16 protein-coding genes are annotated in these 14,072 nt (G+C 32.5%); 4 read left to right on the top strand and 12 right to left on the bottom strand.

Annotation, left to right across the window (positions count from 1 at the left end; all coding sequences use genetic code 11):
- Positions 1 to 31 precede the first annotated feature (31 nt).
- Positions 32 to 634, top strand: coding sequence for a 5'-methylthioadenosine/S-adenosylhomocysteine nucleosidase family protein (locus AAGV33_RS15300; RefSeq protein WP_373393160.1), 603 nt, complete (start codon positions 32 to 34; stop codon positions 632 to 634).
- A gap of 41 nt (positions 635 to 675) precedes the next feature.
- On the opposite strand, the gene AAGV33_RS15295 is transcribed toward AAGV33_RS15300, so the two are convergent.
- The 9 genes from AAGV33_RS15295 to AAGV33_RS15255 all read right to left on the bottom strand — a co-directional run bounded on the left by AAGV33_RS15295 (position 676) and on the right by AAGV33_RS15255 (position 8,526).
- On the bottom strand, positions 676 to 1,140 hold the full coding sequence (locus tag AAGV33_RS15295) for a hypothetical protein (RefSeq protein WP_373393158.1): 465 nt from the start codon (positions 1,138 to 1,140) through the stop codon (positions 676 to 678).
- Positions 1,137 to 1,739: a peptidoglycan DD-metalloendopeptidase family protein gene (locus tag AAGV33_RS15290; RefSeq protein WP_373393156.1), complete on the bottom strand. Its 603-nt coding sequence runs from the start codon at positions 1,737 to 1,739 to the stop codon at positions 1,137 to 1,139. Before AAGV33_RS15290 ends, AAGV33_RS15295 begins: the two co-directional genes overlap by 4 nt.
- 185 nt (positions 1,740 to 1,924) lie before the next feature.
- Entirely contained in the window at positions 1,925 to 2,665 is a 741-nt protein-coding gene (locus tag AAGV33_RS15285) for an acyl-[acyl-carrier-protein] thioesterase (protein WP_373393154.1), read from the bottom strand.
- 21 nt (positions 2,666 to 2,686) lie between these two features.
- The gene (gene miaA, locus AAGV33_RS15280; protein ID WP_373393153.1) at positions 2,687 to 3,610 is read right to left on the bottom strand and encodes a tRNA (adenosine(37)-N6)-dimethylallyltransferase MiaA; all 924 of its coding nucleotides are present in this window, start codon (positions 3,608 to 3,610) and stop codon (positions 2,687 to 2,689) included.
- A gap of 1 nt (position 3,611) precedes the next feature.
- Positions 3,612 to 4,445 carry an ion transporter gene (locus AAGV33_RS15275; protein WP_373393151.1) on the bottom strand — a complete coding sequence of 278 codons (834 nt, stop codon included), beginning with the start codon at positions 4,443 to 4,445 and terminating at the stop codon, positions 3,612 to 3,614.
- An 11-nt stretch (positions 4,446 to 4,456) separates the two neighbouring features.
- Positions 4,457 to 5,818, bottom strand: a complete 1,362-nt coding sequence (locus tag AAGV33_RS15270; protein ID WP_373393149.1) for an exonuclease domain-containing protein — start codon at positions 5,816 to 5,818, stop codon at positions 4,457 to 4,459.
- A 78-nt stretch (positions 5,819 to 5,896) separates the two neighbouring features.
- Positions 5,897 to 6,565, bottom strand: coding sequence for a YggS family pyridoxal phosphate-dependent enzyme (locus tag AAGV33_RS15265; protein ID WP_373393148.1), 669 nt, complete (start codon positions 6,563 to 6,565; stop codon positions 5,897 to 5,899).
- Between the two features lie 19 nt (positions 6,566 to 6,584).
- Positions 6,585 to 7,472 carry a 3-hydroxyacyl-CoA dehydrogenase family protein gene (locus AAGV33_RS15260; protein ID WP_373393146.1) on the bottom strand — a complete coding sequence of 296 codons (888 nt, stop codon included), beginning with the start codon at positions 7,470 to 7,472 and terminating at the stop codon, positions 6,585 to 6,587.
- Positions 7,473 to 7,560: 88 nt separating this feature from the next.
- Positions 7,561 to 8,526 (bottom strand): Gfo/Idh/MocA family protein, encoded by a 966-nt coding sequence (locus AAGV33_RS15255; protein WP_373393145.1) that lies wholly within the window; start codon positions 8,524 to 8,526, stop codon positions 7,561 to 7,563.
- Between the two features lie 123 nt (positions 8,527 to 8,649).
- Here AAGV33_RS15255 and AAGV33_RS15250 point away from each other — a divergent pair, with 123 nt between their 5' ends.
- Positions 8,650 to 9,291, top strand: a complete 642-nt coding sequence (locus tag AAGV33_RS15250; protein ID WP_373393144.1) for a protein-L-isoaspartate(D-aspartate) O-methyltransferase — start codon at positions 8,650 to 8,652, stop codon at positions 9,289 to 9,291.
- A gap of 15 nt (positions 9,292 to 9,306) precedes the next feature.
- Here AAGV33_RS15250 and smpB read toward each other — a convergent pair whose 3' ends face one another.
- On the bottom strand, positions 9,307 to 9,762 hold the full coding sequence (smpB, locus tag AAGV33_RS15245; protein WP_373393142.1) for an SsrA-binding protein SmpB: 456 nt from the start codon (positions 9,760 to 9,762) through the stop codon (positions 9,307 to 9,309).
- Between the two features lie 70 nt (positions 9,763 to 9,832).
- Here smpB and AAGV33_RS15240 point away from each other — a divergent pair, with 70 nt between their 5' ends.
- Complete coding sequence (locus AAGV33_RS15240; RefSeq protein ID WP_373393141.1) at positions 9,833 to 10,060, top strand: VF530 family protein; 228 nt, start codon at positions 9,833 to 9,835, stop codon at positions 10,058 to 10,060.
- Here AAGV33_RS15240 and AAGV33_RS15235 read toward each other — a convergent pair.
- Both AAGV33_RS15235 and AAGV33_RS15230 read right to left on the bottom strand, forming a co-directional pair.
- Entirely contained in the window at positions 10,057 to 10,614 is a 558-nt protein-coding gene (locus AAGV33_RS15235) for a DUF3575 domain-containing protein (protein WP_373393139.1), read from the bottom strand. The genes AAGV33_RS15240 and AAGV33_RS15235 overlap by 4 nt on opposite strands.
- Positions 10,615 to 10,737: 123 nt before the next feature.
- Positions 10,738 to 11,592 (bottom strand): aldose 1-epimerase family protein, encoded by an 855-nt coding sequence (locus AAGV33_RS15230; protein ID WP_373393138.1) that lies wholly within the window; start codon positions 11,590 to 11,592, stop codon positions 10,738 to 10,740.
- A 124-nt stretch (positions 11,593 to 11,716) separates the two neighbouring features.
- Here AAGV33_RS15230 and AAGV33_RS15225 point away from each other — a divergent pair, with 124 nt between their 5' ends.
- Complete coding sequence (locus AAGV33_RS15225) at positions 11,717 to 13,969, top strand: M1 family metallopeptidase (RefSeq protein ID WP_373393137.1); 2,253 nt, start codon at positions 11,717 to 11,719, stop codon at positions 13,967 to 13,969.
- The last annotated feature ends 103 nt before the right edge of the window (positions 13,970 to 14,072 follow it).

Here is a 14,072-nt window from a genome sequence, read left to right as displayed (position 1 = left end):
ATTTTACCCAAAAAAGCACAGATTGATAAACATGATAAAAATTAATAAAGACCATCAATTTTTAATAGAAAATATTCTTTTTGTATTTGCTTTAGAAATGGAAGCAGGCGATATTTTTAATCAACAAAACAGCTTGTTTACAGGAATAGGAAAAGTGAATGCCAGTTACGAATTAACCAAAGCAATCCATCAAAAAAAGCCTGATTTAATAGTCAATCTAGGTACGGCTGGAAGTAGTCAGTTTAAAAAAGGAGATGTGATTTGTTGTACGCAATTTGTTCAGCGTGATATGGATGTACGAGGTCTAGGCTTTGCACTTTATGAAACTCCTTTTTCAAATGTTCCATTAGTTTTAAACTATGGTTTACCAATGGAAGAATTTCCTATGGGAATTTGTGGTACAGGAGATAATTTTGAGACGGAACACAATACAAATCAATACAACGTTGTGGACATGGAAGCCTATGCATTAGCAGCAATTGCTAAAAATGAAAACATTCCGTTTCTATGTCTTAAATACATTTCAGACGGTGCTGATGATAGCGCTGCCGAAGATTGGTCTGTTTTAGTACATAAGGCTTCCCTTGTTTTTGGCAAAATATTTCAAATTAATGATACTATTTTTAGTCAATAATTAGAATTGTTTTTTTTTGTTAATACTAAAGTATTATTTCTTTATTGATTGTATGTGAAATTATCTGCCCAATCGGATGATTTTATGGCAGAAACCAGATTGTCAGAATTTACAAAAACACGAAGTTCTTTATTGGCTACTTTTTTGGTGTACAAAGCTCTAAAACGATAGACTGTTGTTTGATTGTAGGTGTTTTGATATACTTCAGCTAATTGAAGATCTTTAAAAGTTCCATACCACATTCTATACTTAGAACAGGTTTTAGAAAGTTTTTCAATAGTAATATTATTGATCACCGATGTTGTTGCTTCGCTAGTGGTAAAAGGTTTGAATTTAGAAGTATTACAGGTCATTAAAACACGTTTTCCTAATTCGTAGGCTTTGTTTTTTTGACTGTTATTAATTTGTGTTAAAGCTACTTTTACAACTTCCTCTCTATGATGTACTTTTTTTGATTTACATCCTACTAATGCAATTAGACTTAAGATTACGATCAGTTTTTTCATTTTAATGTTTTTATTTTTAATAATAGATTTGGGTCGGGACAATTTTCTAAATAGAAATCCAAATTAGACTGACTGCATACACCAGGATAATCACCGCGGTAATCATCAATATTTTTGATAATTTGAAAATGCAAATGTGGTGCATAATTACCATTTTCAGATGGATGTCCAAGAGTTGCCAACTGTTGTCCTTTTTCAAAAGACATTCCGATTTTTATATTTTGTATACTTTCTAACGACAAATGTCCATATAAAGTATAGAAAATTTCATTTTCTAATTGATGTTTTAAAATTAGTGTTGGACCATAATCGCCAATTGCATCATTATTTTTAAAACTATGAATCCAGCCATCCAAAGGGCAAATTATAGCTGTTCCTGCCTGAGTCCATAAATCAATACCAATGTGAATGTTGCGTTCTTCAGTAACTTCACTTTTAAAATGGCTACTTCTTTGATATAAATTTCGTTTCTCCAGATAACCGCCAAAGGCAATTTTGGAATCGAAAACTTGCTGTTGTTCTAGTATATAATTTTCAAATGCTAAAGCATCTGTAATATCGATTTTTGCTAAATTTGAATTGTTAACTGATAAATCCAACGGGAAATAATCTTTATCTGAATTGGCATTAGCCAATAGATGAATGGGGGCTGTATTTTTGAAAAGACTTTCGATATTTTATAGTATTTAAGAAATTTAAAGTAAATAAAAAAAAACCAAACTAAAAAAATTAGCGTGACTTTTATAGCTTATGATTTGGAAAAATTAGGATTATTTTTAGAAATTTACCCCAAATTCAACTGCAATGCAAAGCAGTTTTTATCTTCTTTGGTAATACTAAAAACAATGGAATCGTCGGAAACATTTTCATGAATCATCACTTGATCTCGTAATGAAAGTTCTTTCATGAAATTCATTTCGAAGCTTTTTATTTTTTGCTTTAAAATAATATTTTCATCAACCAAATCCATACACCATTCTAGGTATTTAACATTATTAACATGGTTGACAATATCCAAATCTGATAAAATAACAGTTTTGCTAAACACTTCTTCTTTCTCAGGATTGATTTCAATTTTTGAAAAACTTTCTTCAGTAGCTTTTAAATCTGGAAATAATTCGAAATGATCGTGTATTAAAGTTAATAGTTCTGGACGACGTTTTTTAGTGTTAAAAACGGCCCAAAAAGTCTCGCAACCCACCATCTTTTTACCGTTAACATACATTTCCAGAGCACGAACGGAACGAGAATTCTCTAGGCTGTTAATCCAGGTTTTTACCGTTACGGTATCTTTCCATTTTGGCAAATCTCTAATTTCTACTCGCATTCTGCTTAAAACCCAGGCTTGATCAAATTCTTGCATGTCAGAAAAACTGATACCTCCAATTTCAGAATGTGTCGCTGCTGTGAGTTGTAGCAAATTACACAATTCGGTATATTTTAGGTTTCCAGAAGGCAAACATTGGGTGAAATTGATTTCAAAATCTTTGCTTAGTACAGAAGTGAAATTAGAATCTATTGGCATGGGTATTTTAGATTAACGATTTTAGATTTTTTTATTTAAATTAATATAATCAATTATTTGATGAGTTGGTGTTTCAAAATGAAACCATTTGGTATTTTCATCTCTTTTGAACCAAGTGAGTTGGCGTTTTGCAAAACGACGGGTGTTTTTCTTGATTTCTTCGATGGCAAATTCTAAAGAAAATTCTTTTTCAAAATAACTAAATAATTCACGGTAACCAACGGTTTGTAGGGCGTTTAACTCTTTGTTATGATACAAACCCTTTGCTTCCTGAAGCAAACCTTCGGTCATCATAATATCAACGCGCTGATTGATACGATTGTACATCACATTTCTTTCCGCTTCAAGGCCAATAAGAATAGGAGTGAAGCTTCTTTCGTTTTTGGTTTGGTTTAAAAAAGAAGAATATGGTTTTGAAGTTCCAATACAAACTTCTACAAATCGCATCATGCGTTGCGGATTGAGTAAAGTCTGCGGATTTTCGATATTGATTTTTTCGAAATAATCAGGATCTCGTTTTTTTAGCTCTCCTTGCAAATAACCAATGCCTAGTTTTTCATAATTAGCATTGACTTCTTGGCGTATAGCCGAATCTATTTCGGGAAAAGTATCAAAACCTTGCAAAATAGCATTGACATACAAACCTGAACCGCCAACTAAAACTACATAATCATTGGTTTTGAACAATTCTTCAATGGTTGCAATGGCTTCTTTTTCGAAATCACCTACGGTATAATTTTCGAAAATAGATTTGTTTTGGATAAAATGATGTTTTGCTGCAGCCAATTCTTTTGGATTAGGTACAGCAGTTCCAATAGTCATTTCCTTGAAAAATTGACGGCTATCACAAGAAACAATTTCACAATTGTAATGATTAGCTAACTGAATACTCAAAGCTGTTTTTCCGATAGCTGTGGGGCCAATTATAGTAATTAGATGTTTCATTTTAATTGTTTTCGAACGAATGTCCGCATTGAGGACAAAATTTTGCATTAGCAGGATAATCGGTATTGTCGCAATTTACGCAAGGATTTTGATGATGCGTCATTTTATTCTGGTTGAATTTACTTATTTCAGCCGACACAATTCCTGTAGGGACGGCAATGATACCATAACCTAAAACCATTACAAAAGAAGCAATAAATTGACCTAAAGGCGTTTGTGGAGAAATATCACCATAACCTACAGTGGTAAGTGTAACTATAGTCCAATAAATGCTAATTGGGATACTGGTAAAACCATTTTCTTTCCCTTCTACTAGGTACATTATTGAACCTATAATTATGGTACTAATAAGGACAAAATAGATAAAAACAACTATTTTTCCACGGCTTGCAATAAGTGCTTTTTTTAGTTTATAAGAATGGTTAGTAAATTGTGGATTGTTTAAAATTTTGAATAAGCGCAATAAACGCAAGGCTCTTATTACTGTTAATATATTATAACCTGTAAGGAAAAGTGAGGCATACATAGGTAAAATAGCTAATAAATCAATAATGCCATAAAAACTAAAAATATACCGAATGGGTTTGTTTATACATAGAATTCGAAGTAAATATTCGATAGTGAAAAATACGGTTATAATCCATTCGAGTGTAATTAAGTAAGAATGGTATTTTAAATCAAACTCAGCAACGGTTTCTAACATTACTAAAAGTACACACAATAGAATGACTCCCAATAGTATTAAATCAAATAACCGTCCCGCTCTGGTATTTGTATGGTATATGATTATATAGACTTTTTTTCTAAACTTAGAATACATTGAGGAAAACTCCATTTGTTGAAAATTTAAAAATGAATTAATTTTAAAGCTTTGTTTTTTCTAATGTATGCTTGAATAATTCGTTGTATATCTCGATTGCTTTCCATCGGGATTAGAATGTTTTTCAGGATGTTGACATTGGTGATTTGGTAATTCAAATCATAAAAAGCATAGCCTTTATAAATGCCATTTTCAATTAAAACAGCACTTCTTTCATTTATGTTTCTGCCTCTGCCAATAATAATCATGCTTTTATTTTCAAATGTATGATTGCTAATAAAATTTTCTACACGAGCATTGTAAATTTCAGTAGGTTCTATACCAATGCAGGCTCCATTACATTCTTTTATATTGTACTGAAAGCATTCTTTTTTGGTTTCGTATAACCCATTTAATTTTTGGCATAACTGATGTTTTTCGGTTATGCTGAACAGAAAACTTTTTCCTTCTTGCAACGAAGCAAAAGCGGTAATTTCTTTTTTACGACCGTCCGTTTTTTGTAACTTTAAATTAAAATAACCGTTTGAATCTTTTTCTAAGTAGAGTGCATATATAAAAATATTTTTGCGTTGGGCTCTATTCAAAATAGGTTTATTGACTTTTATTTCCTGACTTTCTTTTAATAATGCAATAAGTTCACTTCCAGTTTCATCAAAAGTAACTGTATAGACCTCATTTTGGATGCGTTTACTCTTTTTTGTTATACCTGTAAAATGTTGATTGATTCTTTTTTTAATGTTATTGCTCTTGCCAATATAAAGAATATCCCCATTTTTATTATGAATGTAATAAACTCCGGTTTGAGTTGGTAAATCCCTTAAAATATCTAGTAGTTTAGGCGCTATTCCTTTTTCTACCTCGATTTTGATAAAATCTTTCACAATTGATTTTTCAAGGTCTTTTTCGAGTAACATTTTGAATAATTTTACCGTAGCCATAGCATCACCACTGGCACGATGTCTGTCGGCCATTGGAATACCCAGAGCGCGAACTAATTTCCCTAAACTATGCGAAGTTTGTTCGGGCAATAATTTCTTAGATAGTTCAACTGTGCAAAGGGTTTTTGTGTTGAAATCGTATCCTAAACGGCGAAATTCGGTTCGTAAAATTCGATAATCAAATGAAGCATTATGAGCAACTAAAACACAATCAGTTGTAATTTCGATAATACGCTTGGCTACTTCGTAGAATTTAGGTGCCGAATGCAACATAGCATTATTTATCCCTGTTAATTTTACCACAAAAGGCTGAATAGGAATTTCAGGATTCACTAAACTGATAAACTGATCCACAATTTGATGACCGTCAAACTTATATATAGCAATTTCGGTAATGCCCTCTTCGTTGAATTGTCCTCCAGTAGTTTCTATGTCTAATATTGCGTACAAAATAAGTATTCAGTTTACAGTTAACAGTTTGCAGATTTTAATCTGAAATTATAAATAGTCTATTTCTCCAATCAAAAATCAATTTCTGCCTCCAAAGATACTGCTTCCTACACGAATCATCGTGCTTCCAGATTCAATAGCTAATTTATAGTCACCTGACATTCCCATGGACAGGGATTTCAGATTGCAGATTTCAGATTTCAGATTTTGTTTTGAATCAAAAATAGATTTCAAATGGGTAAATTCTTTTTTGATTTGGTCTTGATTATCTGTAAAAGTAGCCATTCCCATTAAACCTACAATTCGAATGTTTTTCATTCCTTCTTTTTCGTTCTCCACAAAATCAAAAATTTCATTTAGCTCTTTTTCATCTAAACCAAATTTAGTTTCTTCTTCAGCAATGTGTATTTGGAGCAAACAATCAATTACACGATGGTGCTTTTGGGCTTGTTTGTTGATTTCTTGTAGTAATTTTAAGCTATCCACGCCATGAATCAAACTCACGTATTCCGCCATAAATTTGACTTTATTGGTTTGAACGTGACCAATCATGTGCCATTGAATGTCTTTGGGCATTTGCGTCCATTTTTCGGTCATTTCCTGAATTTTGTTTTCACCAAAAATTCGTTGACCTGCATTGTAAGCTTCCATCAAATCAGCAACAGGTTTAGTTTTAGAAACCGCTACTAACGTTACGTGTTCAGGTAAATTGTTTTTTATGGACAATACATTTTCTGCAATTGACATTGTTGTGTTTTTTTAAATTCTATTGGAATTGTTTCGAAACTTTTTCTGCTTTTTTATTTTCGCTGTAATCATAAAATCCTTCTCCTGATTTTAGACCTAATTTTTTAGCATAGACCATATTCACTAAAAGTGGGCAAGGAGCATATTTTTGATTTTTAAATCCATCATACATTACATTCAATATCGATAAGCAAACATCCAGCCCAATAAAATCAGCCAATTGTAATGGTCCCATAGGGTGTCCCATTCCTAATTTCATTACGTTGTCAATTTCGATTACTCCGGCTACTTTGTTGTATAAGGTTTCGATGGCTTCGTTAATCATGGGCATCAAAATTCTATTGGCAACAAAACCAGGATAATCATGAGCTTCAACAGCCGTTTTTCCTAATTTGGATGTTAATGTCTTTATGAATTGAGTTACTTTGTCACTAGTGTTGTAACCGCGAATGACTTCTACCAAAGGCATTATAGGAACAGGATTCATAAAGTGCATTCCAATTACTCGTTCTGGATGCGCCACTACAGCTGCAATTTGAGTAATAGAAATAGAAGAAGTATTAGTTGCAAAAATGGTGTTGTGGGAACAAAATTCGTTCAGCTTTTTGAAAATTCTAAGTTTTAAATCCAAATTTTCAGTTGTGGCTTCAATCACTAAATCAGCACCAACGACACCGTCTTCTATATCTGTGTAGCAAATGATATTCGAAATGGTTTTCATTTTATCTTCGGCAGTAATGCTTCCTTTGTTTTGCATTCTGTCCAAATTGGTAAAAATAGTGGTCATGCCTTTTTCCAAAGCTTCTTCGGAAACATCAATCAATTTTACGGTAAAACCATTTTGGGCAAAAGTATGAGCAATTCCGTTACCCATAGTTCCTGCGCCTATTATTGCTACTATTTTCATTTTTGTAAAAATTGATATTTATAATTTTAGCCACGAATTCACCAATTAATTCGTGAATTCGTGGCTAACTTATTTTTTTATTTTTGAATTATTTCTTGAAACAAGCTATAATTTGGTGTGCTACTCTTAAAGCTTCAGTCGCTTGATCCAGCGTTACAATAGGAGTTGTATTATTAACAATGGCATCAGCAAAAGTTTCTAATTCGTCTAGGATGGCGTTATTTTGTTGTACATCTGGATTCGAAAAATAGATTTGCTTTTTTACACCTTCGGCATTTTGCAAAATCATATCAAAATCTCCGGGAACTTCAGGAGCATCTTTCATTTTTACCACTTCACATTTTTTCTCTAAAAAGTCAACAGAGATGTAAGCATCTTTTTGAAAGAAACGTGTTTTGCGCATGTTTTTCATCGAAATTCGGCTTGCTGTTAGATTAGCAACACAACCATTTTCAAATTCGATTCTGGCATTAGCAATATCTGGTGTATCACTGATTACTGAAACTCCGCTGGCGCTAATATTTTTTACTTTCGAATTAACAACACTTAAAATAACATCAATGTCATGAATCATTAAATCCAAAACCACAGGAACATCTGTTCCACGGGGATTGAATTCAGCCAAACGATGTGTTTCTATGAACATCGGATTTTCGACCATATTTTTAGTGGCAATGAAAGCAGGATTAAAACGCTCTACGTGTCCTACCTGACCTTTAACATTGTATTCGTTAGCCAAAGCAATAATTTCTTCAGCTTCTTCAATGGTATTTGAAATGGGTTTTTCGATAAAAACGTGTTTCCCTGATTTGATGGCTGCTCTGGCGCATTTGTAGTGCGAAAGGGTAGGAGTTACAATATCGATTACGTCTACAGCATGAATTAATTTAGCAATAGTATTGAAGTTTGTGTATCCAAATTCTTTTGCAATTTTTTGGGCATATTCTTGATTTTCATCATAAAAACCAACTAACTCATATTTTTCAGATTGTTGTAATAAACGCAAATGAATTTTACCCAGATGACCAGCACCTAAAACTCCTACTTTTAGCATGATAATGTATTTTTAACAAAAATAGGAAATTCAAATTAAAATCATAGAATAATTGATTTGGATTTTGGGTTTTGCTTTTTGGATTTTTTACTGCTATTTTTACAAAAAATTAATCCCCCAACATTGAAAGATACAGCAAAACATCAAGGACTTCGCAATCAATTAGTAAGCACTTTACAACAAAAAGGAATTACTGATTTGAAGGTGCTTGATGCGATAAAAAAAATCCCAAGACACCTTTTTTTGAACTCTAGTTTTGAAGATTATGCGTATCAGGATAAAGCATTTCCTATAGGTGCAGGACAAACTATTTCGCAGCCTTACACGGTGGCATTTCAATCTCAATTATTGGAAATAAAAAAAGATCATAAAGTTCTAGAAATAGGAACTGGTTCAGGTTATCAAACGGCAGTTTTGTGTTTGATGGGTGCAAAAGTGTATAGTATTGAGAGACAAAATGAGTTGTTTAAGCAAACATCAGCTTTGTTACCAAAATTAGGAATTAGACCCAAACATCTTACTTTTGGCGATGGTTATAAAGGTTTACCAACGTATGGTCCTTTTGATAGTATTATTGTTACTGCGGGTGCTCCAATTATACCAAAACCATTGATGGCTCAGTTAAAAATAGGCGGAAGATTAGTTATTCCTTTAGGAGAAGATGTTCAAGTGATGACGTTGCTGATTCGAAAAAACGAAACACAGTTTGAAAAACACGAATTAGGCGAATTTAGATTTGTTCCTTTATTAGAAGATAAAAATTAAAAAAAGCTTTTAAAATTAATTAAAAGCTTTTTTGATGCGGTCCAAATCTCGTTTGGTATCCTGTTCTTTCAAAGATTCACGTTTGTCGTAGTTTTTCTTACCCTTACAAAGACCAATTTCTAGTTTAGCCATTCCTTTTTCGTTGGTAAACAATCGCAAAGGGATAATAGTTAAACCTTTGGCCTGAACACTTCGGGCAAGATTTTTCAATTCTCGTTTGTTTAAAAGCAATTTTCTTTCGCTTCTGGATTTGTGATTGAATTGGTTTCCAAAAGCATATTCTTCTATGTAGGTGTTAATGGCAAAGAGTTCAGTGCCACTAAATTCACAAAAACTTTCGGTGATATTAGCTTTTCCTAATCGGATGGATTTGATTTCAGTTCCTGCTAAAACAATTCCAGCAGTAAATTTTTCGATTATTTCATAATCAAATCGGGCTCTTTTATTAAGTATGTTGACAGTTTTTAGCATAGGTTTGCAAATGTAGGAACAATTACTAAAATTCCACAATTTTTTAATGAAATTGATATAAATTTGCTTTATGGAAAAACAAACTTCAAATGATCCGCTTCACGGACTGACTTTAAAAGCAATATTGGAAAAATTAGTTGATTTTTATGGATTCGATACTTTAGCCGAATTAATAAAAATTAAATGTTTTACTGAAAATCCAAGTATAAAATCAAGTTTGACTTTTTTACGAAAAACCGATTGGGCGAGAAAAAAAGTAGAAGAATTGTATGTTCAATCTTTAAAAAAAATGGGTTAATTTATTTTATACGAAATCATGATTCCGCCTCTGTACGGAAGCCATTCACCACTTTTATTAAAATTTTTCGCACCGTCATATCTTCCAGGTGTTCCATCGGTATAATACCCTTTATAAAAACCCTGATGCCAACCACCACCTAAAAAAGCATCTAAAACGAACTTATCGCTTAGCTTTTTTTGATAACCAATAGTGGCTCCTATATGGTAACCCAGGCCTTTTTCGTACATGTTTGTTCCCCAGTAATTCCATTTTTGCAATTTATAAACATCTCCACCAAAATGAATACCAGTATAAAAACCATTGTTTTTTTCTTTAAAATGATAACGATATTCAGGAGTTAACATTACGGCTTGCATGGGTTTTCCATCAAATGATTTCCATAAAGAAGCAAAAACATCAACATTGAAAGTTGATTTAGCGCCAATACTAGTTTCTATCCCAACCTGAGGCACTCCCAACAAAGCCGATAATCCATTAAGTTTGATGTAGGTTTGTGCTGAAGTAGTTATTGAGAATAAAAGGACAAAGGAAAATAAAATTGCTTTTTTCATTGTATTTTGTTGGGCAACATTATTTATAGTTGTCACTTCGGACACAAATATAAGTTTTAGACTATAAGATAGTTATAAGAATTATGTTAATTTTAAAAGTAAATTCGTTGCAAAGTTGAAAATTCAGACTATTTCTATTGTGAATTTTGAATTAAAAATTGCATTGGCTTCAATAATTTGGATTCCTTCCTTTTCAAAAAGATTCCCTGTTGATTCATTAGTGTCTGAATAGCCATACCAAGGTTCGATACAAAGAAAAGGAGCGTCTTTTTTAGTCCAGATTCCTAAATGAGGAAAACCTTGAAAATCAACTTTTAGTAAAGGAATTCCATTTTTTAAAATGCTAAGACTTTTTGATTGTAAATTTTTAAAGATTAAAGCATCATTTTCAAACAATGGATAGTTTAGTTTGACCAAGTTGTCTTGTCTTTGGACTGTTTTAGTTGCTGCTGAAATCAAATCGTTTTCTAATAAATGATAAACTAAAGCTTCGTCTTTTTCGAATTGCAATTCGTAATCTTCAAAATTTCCATTTAAAGCAAAAGCAGGATGCGCACCAATAGAGAAAGGTAATTGCGACTGATTTTTATTGATGACTCTGTATGCAATGTTTAGTTTTTTACCTTCCAGAGCATAAATTATTTGTAATTCAAATTCAAAAGGATAAACTTTTAATGTTTCAGATGTGGATTGAATTGAAAAAGTGACGCTATTTTCAGTTTTATCAATTAGTTCGAAATTCATATCTCTGGCAAAACCATGTCTCGGTAATTGATAAGAAGTATTATCTATTTGAAAAGAATTGTTTTTAAGTGTTCCTACAATTGGAAATAAAACAGGCGAATGCTTCCCCCAATATTCCGGATTTCCCTCCCAAATATATTCTTTTTTAGTGTCGTTAGCCTGTAATGAGCATAATTCGGCTCCTTGGTGTTTTATTTTTGCAGTTATCTGTTTGTTCGAAATTGTTGTTGTCAAAATGCAGTTTGTTAGGTATAAAATTAAATTCGATAAATATATTTCATAAATTTTAATTAAACCTTAAATTATATTAAAGAAATCTGTAATTTTTTTTATTAATTTGTTTCAAATTGGAAAAAACATGAAAAACATTCGATTCGGAGCTATTTTTCAAATAGCAATATTATTCGGAGCTTTGTCTTTGCAGGCTCAAGAAACTTCAGTTCTAAAAACTAATTATAATTATCACGATGCTTTTGCACCATTTTTTTATACTCAAAATGGTACAGCAACACGTTCTGCAAGTGGTCAGCCAGGAGCTGAATATTGGCAAAACCGTGCTGATTATAAATTAACGGCTAGTTTAAACGAACAAACTAATGAAATTACGGGTACTGATATTATTACTTATACCAATAACAGTACCGATTCCATGTCTTTTTTATGGCTGAATTTAGAGCAAAATTTATTTAAATCAGATTCTAGAGGTGAGGCAATTGTACCCATTACAGGAAGCCGAAATGGTGCCCGTGGGCAAATTTTTGACGGTGGATACAAAATCAAATCGGTTAAAATAATCAAAATCGATAATAAGAAAATTAATGATGTTGAAGCTAAGTATCTTATTAGTGATACTCGAATGCAACTTTTTCTTCCAGAAGAATTAAAATCCAAAGGTGGGAAAATCGAGTTTAAGATTGAATACTCTTATATATGTCCTAATGAAGGTTCAGATAGGACAGGAGTTTTAGAAACCAAAAACGGGAAAATTTTTACTATTGCGCAGTGGTATCCCCGCATGTGTGTGTATGACGATGTTAGAGGTTGGAATGTAAATCCTTATTTAGGAGCTTCTGAGTTTTATTTGGAATACGGAGATTTTGACATTGCAATCACTGCTCCATCAAATCATGTTGTGGTATGTTCTGGTGAATTGATGAATCCAAAAGAAGTATATTCTACTGAAGAATTTAAACGATTTAATGAAGCTAAAGAAAGCGATAAAACCGTTATAATTCATTCTTTGGACGATGTGTTGGCTGCTAAAAATTCGGCAACTGCTGCTACTAAAACATGGCGCTATAAAATGATTAATGCCCGTGATGTTTCCTGGGCTTCTTCGCCAGCTTTTATTTTAGATGGAGCTCAAATCAACTTGCCAAGCGGTAAAAAATCATTGGCATTATCGGCTTATCCTGAAGAAAGTGACGGAAATGAAGCTTGGGGACGTTCTACAGAATATGTGAAATATTCTGTAGAAAATTATTCTAAAAGATGGATGGAATATACGTATCCAGTAGCGACAAATGTAGCTGGAAATGAAGGCGGAATGGAATATCCTGGAATTGTTTTTTGCAATTGGAAGTCTAAAGGGAAAAGACTTTGGGGCGTTACAGATCATGAGTTTGGACACAACTGGTTTCCTATGATTGTAGGTTCTAACGAACGCTTATTTGGCTGGATGGATGAAGGTTTTAATACTTTTATCAATTCATTGAGTGATATTGATTTTAATAACGGTGAATATAAGGATGAAAAAGCAGATATGCACGAAAGTGGTGCTGCTTACACTAGTCCAGAATTAGAACCTATTATGAGTTCGCCAGACAATATGAAAGAAGCTCATATTGGCGATTTGTGTTATTCTAAACCAAGTGCGGGACTAGTTATTTTACGTGAGCAGGTTTTAGGACCAGAACGTTTTGATTTGGCTTTGAAAACTTATGTAGAGCGTTGGGCTTTTAAACATCCACAGCCAGATGATTTTTTCAGAACAATGGAAAATGTTGGAGGAGAAGATTTAGCTTGGTTTTGGAGAGGTTGGTTTCAGTACAATTGGCGTTTTGATCAAGGTATAAATTCCATAAAATACATTAAAAACGATCCTAAAAAAGGGGTTTTAATTACCATAGAAAATTTCGAAAAAATGCCAATGCCAGTAGTTTTAGATGTTAAAACTAAAAGTGGTAAAGTAGATCGTGTAAAATTACCAGTAGAAGTATGGCAAAAAAATGTGGTATGGACTTTTGAGCACAATTCGACTGAAGAAATAGAAAGTATTACTTTAGATCCAGATCGTGTTTTTCCAGATAGTAATTCGGTGAATAATGTTTGGACTTCTAACAAGGGTTTGGTAGAAGAGAATATGATTTACGATCCTTATTTAGGAAGTTATTCAAATCCAAGAGTGCCGATTAAGATTGTTATTTCAGAAAAAAATACTTTGCTTAATGTAGCAATTACAGATTATCCTGATTTTACAGTAGATGTTATTGGGAAAGACGAATTTGAATCCAAACGTGCTGGTTTGAAATTTAAATTTAACAAAGACAAAACAGGTTTTGATATGGTTATTGGAGATGGAAGAACAATTCCTTTTACAAGAGATAAATAATTTACAAGAATATTTGAATATTAAACGGCTATTGAAATTCAATAGCCGTTTTTGTTTTTTCCTTTCTAATGGAAAGGGAGTTAAAAAAAGATTATTTTATAAT

This window comes from Flavobacterium magnesitis, from assembly GCF_041729735.1.
GTDB lineage: Bacteria > Bacteroidota > Bacteroidia > Flavobacteriales > Flavobacteriaceae > Flavobacterium > Flavobacterium magnesitis.
Note: the sequence above shows the minus strand (reverse complement) of the source record. Positions and strands in the feature narration are given on the sequence as shown.

What these genes read in the sequence shown, in the direction of transcription:
- AAGV33_RS15300 (WP_373393160.1), top strand. Translation starts at nt 32, where the DNA reads ATGATAAAAATTAATAAAGACCATCAATTTTTAATAGAAAATATTCTT.
- AAGV33_RS15295 (WP_373393158.1), bottom strand. Translation starts at nt 1,140, where the DNA reads ATGAAAAAACTGATCGTAATCTTAAGTCTAATTGCATTAGTAGGATGT.
- AAGV33_RS15285 (WP_373393154.1), bottom strand. Translation starts at nt 2,665, where the DNA reads ATGCCAATAGATTCTAATTTCACTTCTGTACTAAGCAAAGATTTTGAA.
- miaA (WP_373393153.1), bottom strand. Translation starts at nt 3,610, where the DNA reads ATGAAACATCTAATTACTATAATTGGCCCCACAGCTATCGGAAAAACA.
- AAGV33_RS15275 (WP_373393151.1), bottom strand. Translation starts at nt 4,445, where the DNA reads ATGGAGTTTTCCTCAATGTATTCTAAGTTTAGAAAAAAAGTCTATATA.
- AAGV33_RS15265 (WP_373393148.1), bottom strand. Translation starts at nt 6,565, where the DNA reads ATGTCAATTGCAGAAAATGTATTGTCCATAAAAAACAATTTACCTGAA.
- AAGV33_RS15260 (WP_373393146.1), bottom strand. Translation starts at nt 7,472, where the DNA reads ATGAAAATAGTAGCAATAATAGGCGCAGGAACTATGGGTAACGGAATT.
- AAGV33_RS15255 (WP_373393145.1), bottom strand. Translation starts at nt 8,526, where the DNA reads ATGCTAAAAGTAGGAGTTTTAGGTGCTGGTCATCTGGGTAAAATTCAT.
- smpB (WP_373393142.1), bottom strand. Translation starts at nt 9,762, where the DNA reads ATGCTAAAAACTGTCAACATACTTAATAAAAGAGCCCGATTTGATTAT.
- AAGV33_RS15240 (WP_373393141.1), top strand. Translation starts at nt 9,833, where the DNA reads ATGGAAAAACAAACTTCAAATGATCCGCTTCACGGACTGACTTTAAAA.
- AAGV33_RS15235 (WP_373393139.1), bottom strand. Translation starts at nt 10,614, where the DNA reads ATGAAAAAAGCAATTTTATTTTCCTTTGTCCTTTTATTCTCAATAACT.
- AAGV33_RS15225 (WP_373393137.1), top strand. Translation starts at nt 11,717, where the DNA reads ATGAAAAACATTCGATTCGGAGCTATTTTTCAAATAGCAATATTATTC.